This window comes from bacterium 336/3 (assembly GCA_001281695.1).
Lineage (GTDB): Bacteria > Bacteroidota > Bacteroidia > Cytophagales > Thermonemataceae > Raineya.
Map to the genome: position 1 here is coordinate 705,544 of LJIE01000001.1, position 19,665 is coordinate 725,208.

General features: G+C 33.3%; 20 protein-coding genes and 2 tRNA genes. 11 read left to right on the forward strand and 11 right to left on the reverse strand.

The features are described 5' to 3' along the window. Positions 1-20 precede the first annotated feature (20 nt). From AD998_03325 to AD998_03340, 4 genes are all read left to right on the forward strand, one after another. Positions 21-1,478 carry a hypothetical protein gene (locus AD998_03325; protein ID KOY85315.1) on the forward strand — a complete coding sequence of 486 codons (1,458 nt, stop codon included), beginning with the start codon at positions 21-23 and terminating at the stop codon, positions 1,476-1,478. Positions 1,479-1,525: 47 nt separating this feature from the next. Further along, entirely contained in the window at positions 1,526-2,476 is a 951-nt protein-coding gene (locus AD998_03330; GenBank protein ID KOY85316.1) for a hypothetical protein, read from the forward strand. Positions 2,477-2,515: 39 nt separating this feature from the next. After that, positions 2,516-3,976 carry a hypothetical protein gene (locus AD998_03335; GenBank protein KOY85317.1) on the forward strand — a complete coding sequence of 487 codons (1,461 nt, stop codon included), beginning with the start codon at positions 2,516-2,518 and terminating at the stop codon, positions 3,974-3,976. 72 nt (positions 3,977-4,048) lie between these two features. Then, complete coding sequence (locus AD998_03340; GenBank protein ID KOY85318.1) at positions 4,049-4,966, forward strand: ribosomal RNA small subunit methyltransferase H; 918 nt, start codon at positions 4,049-4,051, stop codon at positions 4,964-4,966. Here the strand turns inward: AD998_03340 and AD998_03345 are convergent. The 3 genes from AD998_03345 to AD998_03355 all read right to left on the reverse strand — a co-directional run bounded on the left by AD998_03345 (position 4,963) and on the right by AD998_03355 (position 6,722). Beyond that, a complete protein-coding gene (locus AD998_03345) occupies positions 4,963-5,553 on the reverse strand; it encodes a hypothetical protein (GenBank protein ID KOY85319.1) in 591 nt (196 codons plus the stop codon). The two genes, AD998_03340 and AD998_03345, sit on opposite strands and share 4 nt — an antisense overlap. 123 nt (positions 5,554-5,676) lie before the next feature. After that, entirely contained in the window at positions 5,677-6,174 is a 498-nt protein-coding gene (locus tag AD998_03350) for a hypothetical protein (protein KOY85320.1), read from the reverse strand. Continuing rightward, complete coding sequence (locus AD998_03355) at positions 6,168-6,722, reverse strand: hypothetical protein (GenBank protein KOY88030.1); 555 nt, start codon at positions 6,720-6,722, stop codon at positions 6,168-6,170. The genes AD998_03350 and AD998_03355 overlap by 7 nt, the downstream gene beginning before the upstream one ends. Before the next feature lie 130 nt (positions 6,723-6,852). Between AD998_03355 and AD998_03360 the strand changes: the two genes are divergently transcribed. Beyond that, on the forward strand, positions 6,853-7,479 hold the full coding sequence (locus AD998_03360; GenBank protein KOY85321.1) for a ribonuclease HII: 627 nt from the start codon (positions 6,853-6,855) through the stop codon (positions 7,477-7,479). Here AD998_03360 and AD998_03365 read toward each other — a convergent pair. After that, complete coding sequence (locus AD998_03365) at positions 7,448-8,446, reverse strand: 3-oxoacyl-ACP synthase (protein ID KOY85322.1); 999 nt, start codon at positions 8,444-8,446, stop codon at positions 7,448-7,450. The genes AD998_03360 and AD998_03365 overlap by 32 nt on opposite strands. Before the next feature lie 203 nt (positions 8,447-8,649). Between AD998_03365 and AD998_03370 the strand changes: the two genes are divergently transcribed. From AD998_03370 to AD998_03380, 3 genes are all read left to right on the forward strand, one after another. Continuing rightward, positions 8,650-8,844 carry a 30S ribosomal protein S21 gene (locus tag AD998_03370; GenBank protein ID KOY85323.1) on the forward strand — a complete coding sequence of 65 codons (195 nt, stop codon included), beginning with the start codon at positions 8,650-8,652 and terminating at the stop codon, positions 8,842-8,844. 66 nt (positions 8,845-8,910) lie between these two features. Further along, a complete protein-coding gene (locus AD998_03375; GenBank protein ID KOY85324.1) occupies positions 8,911-9,792 on the forward strand; it encodes an integrase in 882 nt (293 codons plus the stop codon). Positions 9,793-9,859: 67 nt separating this feature from the next. Beyond that, positions 9,860-10,159 (forward strand): ribosomal subunit interface protein, encoded by a 300-nt coding sequence (locus AD998_03380; GenBank protein ID KOY88031.1) that lies wholly within the window; start codon positions 9,860-9,862, stop codon positions 10,157-10,159. Between the two features lie 54 nt (positions 10,160-10,213). On the opposite strand, the gene AD998_03385 is transcribed toward AD998_03380, so the two are convergent. Both AD998_03385 and AD998_03390 read right to left on the reverse strand, forming a co-directional pair. After that, positions 10,214-10,429: a hypothetical protein gene (locus tag AD998_03385; GenBank protein KOY85325.1), complete on the reverse strand. Its 216-nt coding sequence runs from the start codon at positions 10,427-10,429 to the stop codon at positions 10,214-10,216. A gap of 22 nt (positions 10,430-10,451) precedes the next feature. Further along, positions 10,452-12,083 carry a hypothetical protein gene (locus AD998_03390; GenBank protein ID KOY85326.1) on the reverse strand — a complete coding sequence of 544 codons (1,632 nt, stop codon included), beginning with the start codon at positions 12,081-12,083 and terminating at the stop codon, positions 10,452-10,454. A gap of 135 nt (positions 12,084-12,218) precedes the next feature. On the opposite strand from AD998_03390, the gene AD998_03395 reads away from it, so the two are divergent. Then, a complete protein-coding gene (locus AD998_03395) occupies positions 12,219-13,028 on the forward strand; it encodes an enoyl-CoA hydratase (GenBank protein KOY85327.1) in 810 nt (269 codons plus the stop codon). A 30-nt stretch (positions 13,029-13,058) separates the two neighbouring features. Here the strand turns inward: AD998_03395 and AD998_03400 are convergent, their stop codons facing one another. From AD998_03400 to gatA, 5 genes are all read right to left on the reverse strand, one after another. Next, complete coding sequence (locus tag AD998_03400) at positions 13,059-14,432, reverse strand: aspartate kinase (GenBank protein KOY85328.1); 1,374 nt, start codon at positions 14,430-14,432, stop codon at positions 13,059-13,061. 82 nt (positions 14,433-14,514) lie between these two features. After that, positions 14,515-15,867 (reverse strand): hypothetical protein, encoded by a 1,353-nt coding sequence (locus AD998_03405; GenBank protein KOY88032.1) that lies wholly within the window; start codon positions 15,865-15,867, stop codon positions 14,515-14,517. Positions 15,868-15,926: 59 nt separating this feature from the next. Beyond that, positions 15,927-16,004, reverse strand: a tRNA-Val gene (locus AD998_03410). Positions 16,005-16,010: 6 nt separating this feature from the next. After that, a tRNA-Val gene (locus AD998_03415) sits at positions 16,011-16,088 on the reverse strand. 61 nt (positions 16,089-16,149) lie between these two features. Beyond that, positions 16,150-17,571 (reverse strand): glutamyl-tRNA amidotransferase, encoded by a 1,422-nt coding sequence (gene gatA, locus AD998_03420; protein KOY85329.1) that lies wholly within the window; start codon positions 17,569-17,571, stop codon positions 16,150-16,152. 144 nt (positions 17,572-17,715) lie between these two features. Here gatA and AD998_03425 point away from each other — a divergent pair, with 144 nt between their 5' ends. Together AD998_03425 and AD998_03430 are read left to right on the forward strand one after the other, a co-directional pair. Continuing rightward, positions 17,716-18,720, forward strand: a complete 1,005-nt coding sequence (locus AD998_03425) for a hypothetical protein (protein KOY85330.1) — start codon at positions 17,716-17,718, stop codon at positions 18,718-18,720. An 87-nt stretch (positions 18,721-18,807) separates the two neighbouring features. Further along, positions 18,808-19,665 (forward strand): ATP phosphoribosyltransferase, encoded by an 858-nt coding sequence (locus AD998_03430; GenBank protein KOY85331.1) that lies wholly within the window; start codon positions 18,808-18,810, stop codon positions 19,663-19,665.

Consider the following 19,665-nt stretch of genomic DNA (forward strand, 5'->3'; position numbering starts at 1 on the left):
CTTTCGTACTTGCAGGCATCATGTTATTTTCTGCAGCTGCTTGTAATAAAGTACTTGACCCAGAATTAGAATATGCAATTGAAGCAAGTCGTTTAAAAACAATCACAGATTTTGAGCGTGTATTGAGTGGAGGATATGCTTTTATGAGAAATGATGGTTATTATCGATTTGGATATACAGGAGGAGGAGATGTTGGTACAGATAATATGATAGAGACATCAGCCTCTTTAGGTAATAATAGATCATTGGCTCAATGGTATTATAACTCTGGTAGTACAGTAGTAAGTCGTTTATGGAGTTCTCCATATCAAGTTATTAATCAGGCTAATGCAGTATTAGATAATCTTGATAACTTAACGGAAACAGCTTCAGGGCAGAAAAATAGAATTAAAGGACAAGCTTTAGCTTTAAGAGCACTGGCTCATTTTGACTTAATGCGTTTCTTTGCCCCCTCTTATGATAGAAACTCTTCTGAATTTGGAGTAGCAATTAAAACGAAAAGTGAAGCAACTTTTCCTCCTCGTTCTACTGTCAAAGAATGTTATGACTTTATTTACAAAGACTTAACAGAAGCAGAATCATTACTAAGTAATATAGACATTCCTATTAATGGAATAAGAAAAACACGATTAGATATTCATGGTGTAAGAGCCATTAGAGCTAGAGTTTCTTTATATGCAAAAGATTGGGCTGATGCCAAAGCTTATACTGATAAGGTAATTGCAGAAAGTGGTGTTAACCTTGGAAGTATTAGTGGAAGTATTGGTGTTGGATTAACAGCGTCTGCAATCAATAATACAACTTCTTTTCAGAGTGTTTGGTTTAATGACTTGAATTCAGGAGTTGAAACAATCTTTGCAGTAGCTTTTAATGTTGGGCAAGGAGCTCCAGGTAATTTTCCATTAGATGGAGTGAATGGTTACACTGTTTCTAATGATTGGAGAAATCTTTTTGTAGGAGTAACTACTAATGATGTTCGTTTTAATGTAACTTATAATGGAGCGGCTTCTCCAGCTGCGGCATCTTATCAAAAATTCTCAGGAAGATTCAATGGTACTTCTATTGCTCGTGATGGCAATGTGGATGTAAAAGTATTTAGAATAGCAGAAATGTATCTAATTAGAGCTGAGGCTAATTTTAATCTTGGCAACAATACTGATGCAAGAAATGATATTCGTATTTTACGTACTAATAGAATAAATGGCTATAACTCTGTAACAGACAATGTTGCTGATGTATTAGCAAACATTCAACTGGAACGTAGAAAAGAATTAGTAGGAGAAGGACATCGTTGGTTTGATGCAAAACGTTACAACTTAGGTTTTGATAGAGGAGCAGCTCCTGGTCAAGGTGATTGCCCAAGTACAGCACCTGATTGTAGCATCCAAGCAGGAAATTATCGTTTTGTTTATCCTATTCCTTTAGGAGAAATACAAGCTAATCCTGCCATGAAAAGCCAACAAAACCCAGGATGGTAAAATAAGCTAATCTTTTAATCTACGTATTTATGAAAAAAATAATATATATGTTTGCCATTCTCACAGGAGCCATTTTATTTGCCTCTTGTGAGAAAAGTAGACCTGTAACTTATACAGGTAATAACTTTGTTCACTTTCAGGATAGTCTTGTAAGTGTTTCAGAATCTTCAGCAAAAGAAGATGCAAACGGTAATATTCAGAGTATACCTTCTCTTGCTACCATTCGTATCAATCGTGCTACATCTGATATTAGTAAAGATTTAGTCGTTAGCTTTAGTATCACTGCTAAATATGTAAAGATAGATACATTGACGGGTTCTCCTACAAATGGAGAAGAAATTGAGGTTGGAGATGTTCCACAAGGTCAATTCTACTTATCAAGTCCTTCTAATATTACTATCAAAGCTGGTGAAGCATTTGCATTTTTAACTGTAACAGCTGTAAATAATGATGATGTAGATGGAAATAAAAAACTAACCATTACTCTTGAATCTACATCTGACGCATCTTTTAGCTTAGGTTATCCTGGTCCTGATAAGAAAAATAAGTCTAATGTTTTATACATTGTAGATGATGACTGTCCTTTGGATATATCGAAATTTGTAGGCACTTTAAAAGTAGAAGATAATGCAGTGGGTTCACCACCTCTTGCAAATACTTATAATGTAACATCTACTCAAATTAGTACAAACTCTATTGCTATTACAGGTTTATTTGACCCTGCAACGAGGTATCCAACGCCTACACCTTGCCCAGCACCTGTAGTAATAGTGTTCAATACAGCAACAAAAGATGTACTATTTACACCAGCTACACAAAATGCTTATTATAGAGCTGGAACTTGCCCAAGTACAACTCAACCTCGTGTAGTTTTCTTGGATGCAGCAGTACCTTCTAAGATAAATACTTGTGATGGCTCATTTACATTGAACTATTTTGTGCAAAACCCTGCTGCAGCCAGTCCATTTGATGTTGTTACAAGTAAAATTAAGAAATAATATATATTATTTTACTATCTAAAATAAAATATCTTTGATATGAAGAAAATATTAAATATACACAGTTTCTTATCTATTACATTACTGATAATACTATTATCAGGCTGTAAGAATGATAAAGGAGATGTTTTGTTGCGACCCAGAAATGAAAGAGATGTAGTGGAGGTGATGCAACGTGAAACAAAAGGAGATTTTACAATGTTTTTAGAAGCATTAGAACTAACAGGCATAGGCAAACAAATTAGTGTTGAGGCTAATCAAAATCCATCAAAACGTTATATAGTTTTTGCTCCTACTAATAAGGCATTTAGTGCATTACTTTTACAATTAGGAACTGCTTCAGTTGCTCAAACAGATATTACAGTACTTACAGAAACTGTAAAAGCTCATATTCATGAATTACCAAATGCAGAAAAAAATATCAAATTGGCTGATTTAACAGAAGGAGATTATAAAACTTTGCAAGCAGGTAGAGATATTTATGTTAATTTTGACTGTGATGGTAACCCTTATTTGAATGGCAAAACTATTGTAGCTTTTGAAAGAGCTTCTAAAAATGGTTATGTGTATGGTATTGAAGACGTAATCTTCCAACCAACAAGTACTATTGCAGAAATACTCAATAGTGACCCAGATTTAGCTGTTTTGAATCAACTTATTAATAAGGCTGGTTTAGGTGGTGTTTTTGCAGATGCTTCTAAAAGTTATACGCTTTTAGCTCCTTCTAATGCTGCTCTTTTTGATGTTGGTCTTGACCCTGCAACCTTTGATACTCCTGAAGAAATAGCATTCTTAGACAGTGTTTTAAGATACCATGTGATAGGAGGTAGAGTATTTGGACTAAGTGTTTGTAATGAAAAACCTTATGTAAGTTTACTTGGACAAGATATCCAGTTGGATGCTGCTGGTATTATAGGTGGAGAATTCAATGACTTTGTAGAATTTACAGGACAAAATGCTCATTTTGCAAAAAATGGAGTGATACACAAAGTTGATTACCCAATATTGCCTTCTACAATTAATATTCGTCAAAGAGTAGCTCAATTACCTGAAAACCCATCTAATTTGGCTAACTCTTTTGCTATAGCAAAACAAGCATTGGCTCTTACTGGTTTGGATGTAGAATTAGAGAAAAAATCTAGAGTAACGATGATGTTACCTAATGATGCAGCATTTACAGCTTTCTTATCATTGAATAATTTTGCTTCTATTTATGATATTCCTGTTGATAAGTTAACAATATTATTAGAATATCACATCATTACTCGTAGAGCTTTCTTTAATGACTTCAGTACATCAGCTTCTGCTATTGTTACTATGAAGACAGTACAAGGTGAGGAAATGCCAACACCTGTAGCAGATAATGTAAATTATGTTTTTACTGCTTCACCTTATAATGCCTCTGCTGGTAGAATAGATATGAAACTTACTAATGGAAATATGCATGTACTTCGTAAAGTGCAAGTTCCTAAGGCATTAAATTTAAAGCAAGTGCCATAAAATCTAAAAAATGTTTATTTTGCAACCCGATAAATAAAATTTTATCGGGTTGTTTTATTATACCAAGTTGCTATGGAACAAGCATATCATATACCTGTACTACTGAAACAATCAGTAGAAGCTCTTAACATATATTCAGATGGAATTTATGCAGATTTAACTTTTGGGGGTGGAGGACACACAAAAGAGATTTTAACACATTTGTCTAATAAGGGGAAATTATACTCATTCGACCAAGACCAAGATGCTTGGGAAAATGCTGTTAATATAAAAGAAAAATACCCTAATTTTTATTTGATTAAAAATAATTTTCGGCATTTAGAACAAGAAATCAAGAAGTTACAAATAATAGGAGAGCTAGATGGTATTCTTGCTGATTTGGGTGTCTCTTCACATCAATTTGATACAGCTGAAAGGGGGTTTTCTTTTCGGTTTGAAGCTGAATTAGATATGCGAATGAACCAAGAGCAACAATTGACAGCTCAGAATATTGTGAATGAGTATTCTGAGAAAGAGCTTCATAAAATTTTTGGAATTTATGGAGAAATAAAAAATGCTAAAACATTAGCTAACACAGTTGTTAATAACCGAAAAAAGAAAGAAATCATAACTATTCAGGATTTAAAAAATGCAATTGAAGGTTGTATACCTAAAAAAGAATTTAATAAGTATTTGGCTCAAGTATTTCAGGCGTTGAGAATTGAAGTAAATGATGAACTGAAAGTTATAGAAGAAATGCTTATTCAATCCGTAAGTGTATTAAAAAAAGAAGGAAGATTAGTGGTTATATCTTATCATTCATTAGAAGATAGATTAGTAAAAAACTTTTTTCAGAAAGGAAAGTTTTTTGGTGAAGTAGAAAAAGACTTTTATGGGAATGAGATAAAACCATTTAAAATTATAGAAAAACTTATAATTCCTTCGGAAGAAGAAATAGAAAGAAATCCAAGAGCAAGAAGTGCTAAAATGCGAGTTGCTGAAAAACTTTAAAAGCCTCTTTTTCCTAATTCGTCCCTAATTTTAGCGGCTTTTTCATAATCTTCATTGTCTAATGCTTCAGTAAGAAGTATTTGAAGTTGATCTGTGGGATAATCTTTTAGAGATTCGGGACGATTAATGGGTGTGACTTCTTCTAAATGTCCATCCTCTTCATCATCTTCTTCTTCATCTGTAAGAATAATACCTGCTTCTGTAAGAACATTCTCAAATGTATAAACAGGAGCATTAAAACGTAATGCTATTGCAATAGCATCAGAAGGGCGAGCATCAATTTCAATTTTTCTATCTTCACTAATACAAATTAACTTTGCAAAGAAGACACCTTCACGTAAATCAGAGATAATAACCTCTATAACTCTTATTTCAAAAGCTTCTGCCATTGACCTAAACAAATCGTGTGTCATAGGTCTATTGGGCGTAATACGTTCTATTTCTATTGCAATAGCTTGGGCTTCAAACATACCAATAATAATTGGTAATCGTCTGCTACCATTTTTCTCTCCTAAAACCAATGCAAAAGAGCCTTGTTGGGCTTGGCTAGAAGATAAACCTAAAATTTCTAAACGTATTTTGCTCACGTGTTTTGTAAAGTTCTTACTATCTTATACAAAAATAAAGTAAAAAGATAATTTATCCAACTTTTCACTGAAACTTTGTTTGTGTAACAAATTGATGAAAACTGTTTAGATTTATACTTTTTCTTAATCACTATCTTCTAATCCTACTATAAGAGCTTTGAAATTAGCAACTTTTTCTGTCCATTCAGACCATTCTTTGTCCGATTCGACCAAAGCAACTTGGCTTGGTTGTAAGCCTTCAAATGATTTTCCTGTTAAAAGTTCTACTAAATAAGATATATGAGGATTATGCCCCACTATAAGAATATTTGTAGAGTTTTTGTTGAATTGTTGATTGATAAACTGTAACCAAACTCTTACAGAAGCATTATACAATTCTTTATGGCTTTGGATATTTTGTTGATCAAAACCCAATTGTTCTGCAAAGAAATGAGCTGTTAAAAAAGTTCTAATAGCAGAACTTGTCCAAATTTCATTCATAGAAACGCTATAATTAGCTATTTCTTGGCCAATACTGACAGCTTGTCTATAACCTTTTGTTGTAAGAATTCTATTGAAATCGTCATAGTCATCGATAGCTTCTGCATGGCGAGCTATCCATAGTTTTCTTGTTGCTACCATTGATGTTTTGCTATAATTACACACATATAAGTTCCATATTTGCCACCATTTGCCCAGCCAATACCAATATCTGTAAGGTTTGCATAAAATTTTTCTATACCTAACAAATGATTTCTATGCCCAGCTTCTTTATGATTAACAACTCCTCCATCTTTAATCAAATAAATGATGCCTTCTTTGGGGTTGACATTGCCTGCTGAAAGGGATTCGAAGTAATTATTACTCTTTGGAGTTGTCCATTCTTCTGGGATAGTAAAACCTGCTCGTAAAATGAGAATATTAATACCATTACCATCAGGATCTGTATGACCAAAATAGCTTCTTTTAACCATATCTTCTGCCTTTTTTTGTGCTACGTTAGCTAATGTATCATTCCAAACAAGTATAGGACGTGAGCTTATCCCAGCTAAATTAATGCCTAATTCTTTACTATATAAAGCAGGATTCTGCCTAATTTTATTTAAATAAATAACAGATTCTTTTACTTGAGAGTTAATTTGAGCTTGTAAAAGTAAACTCAGAAAGAATAATGATATAGTAAAAATAATACGCATACAATTTTATGTTAAAAAATAAAATGTAAGCAAATTTCGTGTTTTTTTATTATTTTAGAATACCTTTTTAGTAATATTGCTTAATTTTTTTAGCATTATCTTGTTTTTCAAATAATTAATAAATATGCTTTCTTCTTTTTCAGGCAAATATATAGAGGTAGGTGTTGATGAAGTAGGGCGTGGTTGTTTGGCGGGTACAGTAGTAGCTTCTGCTGTCATATTACCGCTTGACTTCTCGCATACAACCCTTACAGACTCTAAACAGCTTACTTTTACTCAAAGAGAAAGTATTGAAGAAGATATCAAAAAAGAAGCCATTGCTTGGGCAATAGGTGAAGCCTCAATTGAAGAAATTGATAAAATTAATATTTTACAAGCTTCTATATTGGCTATGCATAGAGCTTTAGATAAAATATTTGAAGAGAGCAATATTACCCCTGAAATGATATTGGTAGATGGAAATAAGTTTAAACCCTATAACTTTATTCCATATCAGTGTATAGTGAAAGGTGATTCAAAATACTTTTCTATTGCAGCAGCCTCAGTATTGGCTAAAAACTATCGAGATAAAAAAATGATAGAACTATCTAAAAATTATCCAGAGTATGCATGGGATAGCAATATGGGGTATCCAACACCTGCACATAAAAAAGCCATTCAGAAATATGGATTAACTCCTTACCACAGAATGACTTTTAAACCTTGTGCAGAACTACTTGCTACCAGCGAATTAGAGCGGAAGCCCAAGTAAATCCACTACCAAAAGCAGCTAGACAAACTAAATCTCCTGAACGAACACGCCCTTCTTGCCAAGCTTCTGTAAGAGCAATAGGAATAGAGGCAGCCGTTGTATTTCCATATTTTTGGATATTACTGACTACTTTTTCATCAGGCATATTCATTACCTGTTGAATATATTTGGTAATACGCAAATTAGCCTGATGTGGAACTAATAAATTAAGCTCAGATTCTGAATATCCATTGGCTTGAAGAGCCTCCCTAATTACTTCAGGAAAACGTACAACAGCATGCTTGAAAACAGCCTGACCTTGCATAAAAGGTAAATGTTTGCCTTCTTCAATTATTTTAGGACTCATTCTGTCTTTTAAACGGCTTCCAGGGTGTTCTAAGAATAAATCTTCAGCATATTGTCCTTGTGAATGAAGATGTGTAGATAAAATTCTATGATTGGCATCTTGAGTTGCTTGTACTACAGCAGCCCCTGCTCCATCCCCAAATAATACAGCAAAATTTCTATTTCTATTGCTGAGTTCTAATATATTTGATTGTACTTCTGAGCCTATAACCAAGATATTTTTATACATTCCAGTCTTAATATACTGATCTGCAATAGAAAGAGCATAAATAAAACCTGAGCATTGAGCTCTTACATCTAAAGCTCCAATTTCTCGGAAAGGTAAAGATTTTTGTACCAAAACGCCTGAACCAGGAAAATTAAAATCGGGGCTTAGTGTTGCAAAAATAATGAAATCAATATCTTGAGCTTCTAAGTTTGCATTTTTGAGAGCCATTTTAGTTGCTTCAACAGCCATCGTTGCAACTGTATCTTTTCCTTCTGTATAAAAACGACGTTCTTGGATTCCAGAACGCTCAATAATCCACTCATTAGAAGTATCCATGAGCTTTTCTAAGTCTGTATTGGTTACGATATTCTCAGGAACATAAAAACCTAAACCCTTAATTTGTGAATAGTACATAACTGCGTTTAAATAAAAATAACAAGGCAAATATACATTGATTTTTTTAATCTTTGAATAATGATATAAAATATTTGAAATTTATAATTATATGTTTTTATAAAAAATGTATAAACAGTCTTGACAGAAAAATAATATTTTGTTTTTGACAAAAAAATACTACCTTTGTAGCCCACAAAAAAAATCGAAGGAGGTGTCCAAGAATGCTAGTTATACAAGTAAAAGAAAATGAAACTATAGATAAAGCTTTGAAGCGTTTTAAAAAGAAATTTGAAAAAACAGGTGTATTGAAGCAATTACGTAGCCGTACTTTTTTTGAAAAGAAATCTATTTCTCGTCGTAGAACTGTATTGCGTGCTGCTTATCGCCAAACTTTACAACAAGCTGAAAATAACTAACTTTTTGTTTGTTTAAATCAAAAAAAATCATTATTTAGTGCTTAGGAAAAAGTCTAAGCACTAAATATGATTGAGAAATTCCTCCAATATATAAGTTTTCAGAAACGTCAGAGTACCCATACACAGAGTTCTTATCGCAATGATTTAGAGCAATTTGCAAGCTATTTAGAGCAAACTTATCAAATATCAGATTTAGCTCAAACTGACTATCACATTATCCGTTCTTGGATTATTTCCCTTTCGGAAGAAAATTTACAAGCTACTTCTATTAACAGAAAAATAGCTACACTAAAGTCTTTTTATAAGTTTTTGGTGAAGCAAAATTATATTGTAGCAAACCCAACTCTTAGAATCAAGGCCTTAAAAACACCCAAAAGAACACCTGTTTTTATAGAAGAAGCAGACTTAACTAAACTACTTGACCATGTGGAGTTTAGCGAAGATTTTAGTGGCTATCGAGATAAAATCATTATTGAAATGCTTTATAATATGGGCATTCGTGAAGCTGAACTATTAAATACCAAAGAATTAGATATTAATCATATAAGAGAGGAAATCAAGGTTTTGGGGAAAGGTAATAAAGAAAGAATCATTCCTATTACAGCAACATTAAGTCATCTGATACAAGAATATGTGTATCAGAAGCAACAAGCTTTTCCACAACTATCACACGACTTTTTAATTGTAACTGATAGTGGAGAACCTGCTTACCCTATGCTAATTTATAGAATCGTGAAAAAGTACTTGAATTTGGTCAGCAATGCAAACAAAAAAAGCCCACATATACTCAGGCATACATTTGCCACACATTTGCTCAATAAAGGAGCAGATTTGAATGCTATTAAGGAAATAATGGGACACAGTAACCTTAGTGCAACACAAATTTATACGCATAATTCTTTAGAAAAACTAAAAGAAATATTTGAACAGGCTCATCCGAAGGCGTAATATATAGAAAAATGCTAAAAATACCTGTTCTACTTAATCAATGGTTTAACCTTAAATGAGATGTATTATGAAAGTTCAGATGCAATCTATTCATTTTGATGCAGACATCAAATTGCTTGATTTTATTCAAAAAAAATTAGACAAATTAGAAACGTTTTATGACCGTATGACTGATGGGGAAGTTTTTCTTCGATTAGATAAAAGTGAACAAAAAGATAATAAGATTGTAGAGGTAAAAATTAATGTACCAGGCAATGTGATTTTTGCAAAATCACAAAAAAGCTCTTTTGAAGCTGCTACTGATGATGCTGTAGAAAGTTTGAGAAGGCAAATCACCAAATTTAAGGAAAAGGCATTAGAGCATTAAAAATATAAATAAATTTAAACAAAAAGCCCCAAATTACTGGGGCTTTTTGTTTGGTTACTGTGCTGTTTTTTTACTAGCACAACAGCTTTTCTTTCCTTCAGTTGCTTTATCTCCACAAGAAGTTTTAGTTTCTGTAGCACAAGCTTCTTTTTTCTTTTTCTTCTTCTTTTTGAACAACTCTGTATTTTCAGAATTAGAATAGTTATTTGCAATTACAGCAGTTGTACCTACCATTGCAAACAAAGCTAAAGCCAAAGCAAATTTTTTCATATTTATAAAATTTAAAAGTTAATTATTGTTTTATCAATTTTCTTGCCACTTTCTCACCACCAGTTTCAAGCATCAAGATATAAGTACCTTTTTCTAAATTCCCTAAATCTATATCCATAGAACCTGAAAATTGAGCATTATTCTGTGTTTTTACTGCTCTACCAGCCATATCATATACAACTGCATGTACAGAAGTATATTTAGCTCCACCAATCTTAATATTAAAGTTTTTGGAACTTGGATTAGGAGTGATTAATAAATTACCATCAGCCAAATTATTATCTAAACTTGCAACCACTCCACCAGCCGAAACTGTAAAACGATACACAGACTCATCACCATCATTAGAAGCAATAGCCACAGTATCCATTTGAGCTCCTTTAGAAACATCATAAGAAATTGTAAAATCAGCACTTCCAGCAGCAGCAATACTTGTTGGAACATTTGCAACAGAGAAAGCACTAGAAGAGCCTCTTCTCATAGATACACTAGAAATAGTAAGAGATTCATTACCTGCATTTTGAATGGTAAATGTAGAAGATAAACTTGTTGCAGAACCTGTTACAACACCCAAAAACGTACCATCAGTGGTGGTAGTTAAGAACTTATTGTTACTAATATTATTCCCTAAACCTACTATATTGATTTCAGGGGAAGTAGCAGTTCCTGTAATAGCAAATGTATAAGGATTTTCATTGGGGTCGTTGTTTGGTATGCTAATGGTACTATTGAATGTTCCAAATGTACCAGGAGCAAAACGAATCCTAAAGGTTGTGCTACCAGCAGGAATTACAGGAGAAGTTGCTTGTTGTGTAATAGTAAAATTGCTATTGGAAGATGTAATAGTACCTAAAGTGAGGTTAATTGAACCAGTATTTTGAATAGTAAAAATTCTTTCAATAGCAGTTCCAGAAGCTACAGAGAAAGTACCATAATTTGTTCCATTGGTAACAGATGTAGTAGTTGTGCCTGTAGCAATGGATGAGTTATCAGTACCTAAAACATTAATATCTGGAGGCAAAATAGCTGTTACATTAATATTATCTAATCTCCAAGTGTCACCATCTAGATTTCTATTCACAAAAGCCAAATAAATAGTTTGACCTGCATAGGATGTTAAGTCAACGGTACGGCTTGTATATGTAGTACCATTATTTTCATTCCTTGTGTAGACAACTGTAGCACTTCCAACATTAGAAGTGGTAATAGGGGAAGTAGAAACTCTTACAGAGAATACACTTCCAAAGGAACCTGTATATTGTTCTGTTTCACAAAATGTTAGGCTTGTTGAGGCACCTCCAGCAGGAATAACCAATGATGGAGTTGCTAAATAAGAGTCAAGTGTACCAGTTGTAATACCATATCGTATTTGTGCGGCACCAGTAGATGTGCCTGTACAACCAGCTCCAGCAGTGGGGGTTGTAATTCTTGTAAAATAAGTTGACGAACCTGTCCCAGTTCCACTAACTAGAGCATTTCCTGAGGACCAGCCTGTGGGAACAAATGTTGTCCCTTCAAAACCTTCATTTAATAATACTTGAGCTTTTATGCTCGTCCCAGATAGCACTATAATCAAAGTAAGGAGCCAAGACGTTTTCTTGTAAAAGTTTAGATAAGAATGTAACATAATGTATGGTTTATTAAAATGAAACATGAATACAGAAATTGTTTTTTTCTAATCTTAAAAGTAAAAAATAAAAAGTGGTTTGACAAATAAAAATGATAAAAAGATTTGTTAAAACATTTAATTTTACAATTATTATATTGTTTTTGATAAAAAAAGTATTTTATGTACCAATCTTTAAATGTAAAAATAGAAAATCATTTGGCTTATTTAAGTATCAATCGCCCTGAAAAAGCCAATGCAATGGATGAAGACTTTTGGAAAGAGCTTCCGTTAGCCCTAAAATCATTAGAGCAAAATCTTGATGTGAGAGTGATTTTGCTTTATGGAGAAGGAAAACACTTTTCATCAGGTATCGATTTGGCAATGCTGATGGGACTTAAACAAAGTATTGCAGATTTAGAAATAGGAAGGGCAGGAGAAAAAATATATCAATTTGTAGTAGGTTTACAAGAAAGCATCAATGCCGTAGAAAAATGTACCAAGCCTGTTGTTGCTTGTATTCATGGGGCATGTGTAGGGGCTGGAGTAGATTTAATTAGTGCTTGTGATTTGAGATATGCTTCTGAGGATGCGTATTTTTGTGTAAAAGAAGCAGACATGGGTATCATTGCAGATTTAGGAACGCTTCAAAGATTACCAAAGATTATTCCCGCAGGCGTAGCTGCAGAGCTTTCTTATACTGCTAGAAAGATGCCAGCCTCTGAAGCTGATAAGTATGGGTTAGTAAGTAAATTGTTTTCTACTAAAGAAAGTATGATGGAAGGTGTAAAAGAAATTGCTACTACAATTGCTTCAAAATCTCCACTGGTTATCAGAGGAGTGAAAAAAACATTGCTTTATAGCCGAGACCATGCAGTACAAGAAGGGCTTTCTTTTATTGCACATTGGAACGCCTCACAACTGATGAGTAAAGATGTTGAAATTTCAGTCATAGCTCAAATGCAGAAACAGACACCAACTTTTGAAGGATAATATAAAGGCGAGAAATTTCTCGCCTTTATATTATTGCACAAACTCTTTATTAAGAGCTTGGATTGCATTTTTAAAGTATTCTTTTTCTATAACCAATTGAATATTTACTTGTCGCATAGCACAGCCAATACTCAAAATATTGATTTTATTATCAGCAAGTGTTTGAGCCGTACGAGCAAGCATTCCAGGCTGATTAATATTTGTACCTATGAGGCAAATAATGGCTACTTTTCGGGCTGTAACACTTTCATATTTCGATTTTAATATATTGAGTAACTCTTCTTTAAAATCTTTTTCCCAAATAACCATCGAAATGCTGTTGGCACTGGTAGTCTTGAAAATATAACTTACTCCAAAATGCTCTAAATCTTGCATAATTTTGAGGTCGTAACCTACAGAACCGACCATCATAGGGTCGTGAATATCCAAAATCATTACTTTTTCTGAACCTGTAATAATTTCAATGCGACTATCAGGGCATACATAATTTTTGGTGATAAGTGTACCAGGGTGAGCAGGCTCAAAAGTATTTTTTATTCTTAAATTAATACCATTAATTTCCAGAGGTTTAGCTGCTTTTGGATGAATAGCTTCCATGCCCACATCAGCGAGTTGGTCGGCTACATCATAATTGGTAAAGCCCACAGGAACACAATTTTCCACTCCTACAATATTGGGGTCAGCAGAAGACAAATGATATTCCTTATGGATAATGGCTTCATCAGCTTGGACAGCCACAGCTACTTTACTGAAAGTTACTTCCGAATAGCCTCTATCAAACTCACGCATGATGCCCTCTGTACCTTTTGTATAGCCTGTTACAATACAGATAGTTTTTGAAAAATCTATAGTAGAGAGTGTTTTTTGAATGCGTTGGTCAATGGTAAGGGCTTCTGAATCTTGAAATCCACTTAAATCTACGAATGTAGCATGATGGCCTTTATTTTGAAGGATATTTACAGCATTGAACGCTGAGTGACTTTCACCAATAGAAGCCAATATTTCTCGAGCGGCTTGGAAAATATTTTCTTTTATCAAATATCCTGAAGCTAAAACATCTGCCAAACTATCCAAATATCTTTGAGCCTCTTGAATTCTAGTTTCAATAAAATTATCAGCCTCTAGAATATTTAAACCTAATGAAATATATTTTTTATTAAGTTCTTTGAGACGTAAAGTAAGTTCTTCAAGCTGTTTATGAAAATTTTTACCTTGAATAAAATGATGATAAATACCAGGTGCTTGGGTTTTCTTATCTTCTAAAAGCCAATTGGTTACACCAGCATAAGCTGAAACAATATAAATTCGGTTATAAATTTGATTAGAGTCAAATAAAATAATGTTTTGGAGGACTTGGTCGAATGACGACATGGACGTCCCTCCAATTTTTTCGACAGATAACATAGCTGATAAAATTTTAATTGGTTGAGGTGCAAATTTAAAATTCTATTTGATAATTAGGAAAAGCTATGTTAATAACTTCGTATTATTTTCTAACTCTTTGATGAACAGGATAATAATTATTGATTCTGTTGGGTAATATTTTTGCCCAACCTAGATTTAAGCCTTTGTATTGCATCAAAGCCCAACCTTTTATTGGGGTATCTATTGTAAAATCTTGTTTACGAAGATATTGCATGGCTTGTTCGTAGCTTAACTCCAAACGAGAGATATTAGCATTTACGAGATTTGTCATGGCTAAATCATGGCTGGGAATAAAATCATTTTGTTTTAACTCACCCACTTGTAAACTAGTATGCTTGATGTAAGCTGTTCCAGCTATTTGACTAATGCTTTGTGTATGATGTTCTTGTAATAAAAATATTTGATTTTTATAAGTATAAAATTGATGATTTTCAGGAATGTTTATCCAATTTTTGAATATATCTACTTGTTTTTTAGGCAAAAGAGTAAAAATATTCTTTTTGGTTTTTGAGTGAGTATTATTGTTGCCCGTTTTTTGTAAACAAGCAATAAAAAAGCCTTCTCCTTGTAAAAGATGAGGAAAGAAACGATAAGCAAAAATATCATCAAGACTTGATTCCTTAATTCCTAAATCATGTTCTAGAGGTATCTTTATACTTTTACAATGATGATTTTTAACCAACCAAGCCAAATTTTCTTCATTTTCTTGGGTGTTGTATGTACAAGTGCTATAAACCAAAAAACCACTTGGTTTTAAAGCAGGTAAAACATCTGCTAAAATACGTTTTTGACGAGCAGCACAAAGATTTACATTATCCAAAGACCATTCTGTAATGGCTTGAGGCTCTTTTCTAAACATACCCTCACCTGAACAAGGAGCATCTACAACAATGATGTCAAAAAAGTTTTCTAAACTGCCCCAAACCTGCGAATCCGTTTGAGTAACAATATAATTGCTATTTCCCCAACGAACAAGGTTTTCTTCTAAAATGTCAGCCCTATTTTTAATAATTTCGTTAGCAACTAAAAGACTATCTGATGAAATAAGAGAAATAAGATGTGTACTTTTGCCACCAGGGGCAGCACTCAAATCTAACACACGAAGGGCTTTTTTGGGTAAAATATGCTCAATAACTTTTCCCAAAAACATAGAAGAAGCCTCTTGCACATAATAAGAACCTGCCCAAAAAGTGGGGTCTTCTGTAAAAGAAGGACGCTCTGAAAGATAATAACCATCTTTACACCAACTAACAGGTTTCTGATTGTCTATATAATTTTGTAATTTTTTCTGAGAATTGTAGCGAATAGATGTAATAGGAGGGCTTTGAAGGCTATCTAAAAAACTTTGGTGCTCGTTTTCAGGAAGAATATGAGCTAATTTGTTTGTGAAATCTGCTGGAAGAGTGTTTTCCATACCAAAAGCCTTTAAAGTACAAAACCTTACAGGTGGTAGCCTATAAGGTTTTTTGATTTTTGTGGGAGTTGAGGGATTCGAACCCCCGACCCTCTGCTTGTAAGGCAGATGCTCTGAACCAGCTGAGCTAAACTCCCGAAGGTTTGTGGAAGTTGAGGGATTCGAACCCCCGACCCTCTGCTTGTAAGGCAGATGCTCTGAACCAGCTGAGCTAAACTTCCGAAATAGGACTGCAAATATAGGAGTCCTATTTTTTATTTGCAAATTTTTTATAAAAAATTTTTACTCACTTAAGAATTTTGCAAAAGCCAGCAATTCTTCTTCTTGGAAATTATTTGCAAGTACTTGTAAACCAACAGGTAGTCCTGCTTGATCTTCTCCACAAGGAATAGCAATACCAGGAATACCTACGACATTAGCTTGTACTGTAAATAAATCAGCTAAGAACATTTGTAGAGGGTCTGCTGAAAAACTTCCTAATTTGAAAGCTGTAGTAGGAGCTGTTGGCATCAACCAAAAATCATAATTTTCAAAAACTTTATCAGTAGCTTCTTTGATAACTCTTCTTACTTTTTGAGCTTTGGTATAATAAGCATCATAATAACTGGCACTTAAAACAAAAGTACCAAGCATAATACGCCTTTGAACATCTTTGCCAAAAGCTTCTGAACGAGTTTTTTTGTATAAACGTTCTAAATCTTCCACTTCTTTGCTTCTAAAACCATATCTGATGCCATCAAATCTACTCAAATTAGAACTTGCTTCAGCAGTAGTAAGAATATAATATGTAGGCAAAATATACTCTAAAAGAGGAAAATCAATCGCTTCTACCGTATGCCCTTGAGCTTGTAAGAAAGCTATTTTATCCTTCATTGCTTGCCTAATTTCAGGCTGAATAGCTTCGCTATCAACACTTTCTTTCAAATATGCTACTTTTGTTTTTTGTGTAAAATTAAGGTTTTGAGAATAACTGGGAACAACTTTTTGAGAAGCTGTACTATCTACTTCATCAGCTCCTGCAATGACTTCTAAAACCAATGCTACATCTTCTACACTTTTTCCAAAGATTCCAATACAATCAAAAGAAGAAGCATAAGCGATTAAGCCATAACGAGAAATACGAGAATACGTAGGTTTTAAACCATAAATACCACAAAATGCAGCAGGCTGACGAACAGAACCCCCTGTATCAGAGCCTAATGATACTTGACACATATTGGCTTGTACAGCTACTGCCGAAGCTCCTGAAGAACCACCAGGAACATGCTCTGGATTAGCAGCATTGCGAGTTGCCCCAAAGGCAGAGTTTTCGTTGGTTGAACCCATTGCAAACTCATCACAATTTTGCCTGCCAATAATAATAGCATCTTCTGCTAATAAACGTTCTACAACAGTAGCAGAAAATTGAGAGATAAAACCATCTAATATTTTAGAAGATGCTTGTAAAGGATGATTCTGATAACAAATTACATCTTTTAAACCAACTACCAAGCCAGCCAATTTACCAGCTTTTCCATTCTTTATCTTATTATCAATATCTTGAGCTCTTTGTAATGCTTCTTGGTCATAAATACTCAAAAATACATTTAAAAGAGTGTTTTTTTCTTGGATAACTTCTAAATGACTTTTTACCAAATCCACACAAGAAAGGTTACCTTGTGCAATATCATGTTGTATTTCTGTGAGTTTTTTGTAATTTTTCAAAGCTCTGAAAATTTTAATTCGTGCAAAAATAAACCTTTGTAGCTAATTCAGAAAATTTTATAGAGGAATTATGATATAAAAATATAACTATCAATATTTATCTTGATAAAAAAATTGTATTTTTGAGAACAATGAAGATAGAACATGAAGAGAATACTAATACTTATTTCCTTTTTATTATTAAGCTATTTAAGCCAAGGGCAAATCTCAGCACGAAAATATACGATTCAAATCCTACGTATTTACTCGCCTGAGCATGCGTTGCTTTTAGATAAATATTATAAAACCAACTCTATTGTTCATTTGCCAAGTGCTACCATCAATATTGGTAGGCATTTAGACTTTATGGCGTATCTAACAGATACAACACATAGGGATGTGATTATTCATGAAATTCCATTGATGATTCATGAAATTTACCATGATTATTCACATAGAGGAGCTTATGGATTTTTAGAAAAAAATCCAGATTCTTTCGAGCCAGGACAAAACTACATGATATATTATTTTGATGAGAAAAGTGAAATACTTACAGATATCTATAATACATTTCCTGCTCATGAAATGGCAAAAACAGTTCCCCATTCTTTAAAAGAAGAACGATTTAAAACTTTTATTGCAGACCATAATATGGCTCTTTTGCCACAAAAAATGGGAATACATGGCTTATTGGATGAATGGAATGCATTTTATCATCAGACTTTGATGGCATTTGAAACGAAAGAGTTCTATGAAAGAGAATCATTTCAAGAAGCTAAACATTGGGAAGGTTTTTTCTCAAATTATTATGATTCGTATCATGCTTATGTAGAATTCAAATATTTTATTCTTAAGTATATACAATATGCAAAATACAAGCATTCTAAGATGTATGAAAAAATTATTTTGGATTCGAAAATTAAGGAAATATATAAAGAAATAGATACTCGATACAAAAAAGTCTTAGAAGATTTTGAAAAATACAAGCCTTTGGTCGCTAATTTTTTAGATAGTAAAAATATTCGTATTTCAGAAGAAATACATGATGGAAATAAGATATTGTTTATACAAGGAGTTGGCATTGAAACCTATCATCATGTTTTTCGGTTATACCAAAAGGCACTAGAAGATGAGGAATTAAGAATGATAGATTTTCAATTGCAAAACTAAAATACATTTCAATTTCGTATTTTCCGAAACTTCTCTAAATTTGCCCTTCAATTTTTTATTTATAATCTTAAAATTTATTATAATTAGATGGATACTTTGCGAATAGCCGTTCAGAAATCTGGACGTTTAAGCGAAAGTTCTTTAGAGCTTATCAAAGAATGTGGCATTGATTTTAACAATGGTACAGGAAAATTAAAATCTGAAGCTACAAACTTCCCAGCAGAAATACTTTTTTTAAGAGATGATGATATACCAGGTTATGTAGCTGATGGTGTGGCTGATGTAGGCATCATTGGCGAAAATGTGATGCTTGAAAAAGAGCAAAAAGTAGAATTGATAGAAAAACTAGGTTTTTCTAAATGTAGACTCTCTTTAGCAATTCCTCGTGGGCAAGAATATAGTGGATTGAAAGATTTGCAAGACAAAGATATTGCAACTTCTTACCCTAAAATCTTAGGTAAATTTTTAGCAGAAAATCATATACAGGCTCGCCTCCATGAAATCAGTGGTTCAGTAGAAATAGCTCCCAGTATTGGCTTAGCTCAAGCCATTTGCGATATTGTAAGCTCTGGTAGTACTCTGATGAGCAATGGATTGAAAGAAGTAGAAGTTGTTTTTCGTTCAGAAGCAGTGATGGTGGGTACTCCTCATTTAAGTGAATCCAAAAAAGCAATTCTTCAAAAACTTTTATTTAGAATACATGCTGTACAGAGTGCTAAGAAAAATAAATATATACTATTAAACGCCCCTAATGATTCATTAGACAAAATTATTAATATTCTTCCAGGGATGAAGAGTCCTACAGTATTACCTTTGGCAATGGAAGGTTGGAGTTCAGTACATTCAGTAATTCATGAAGATTACTTCTGGGATATTATTGAAAATTTAAAAGCAGCAGGAGCAGAGGGGATTTTAGTCGTTCCAATTCAAAAAATGATAAATTGA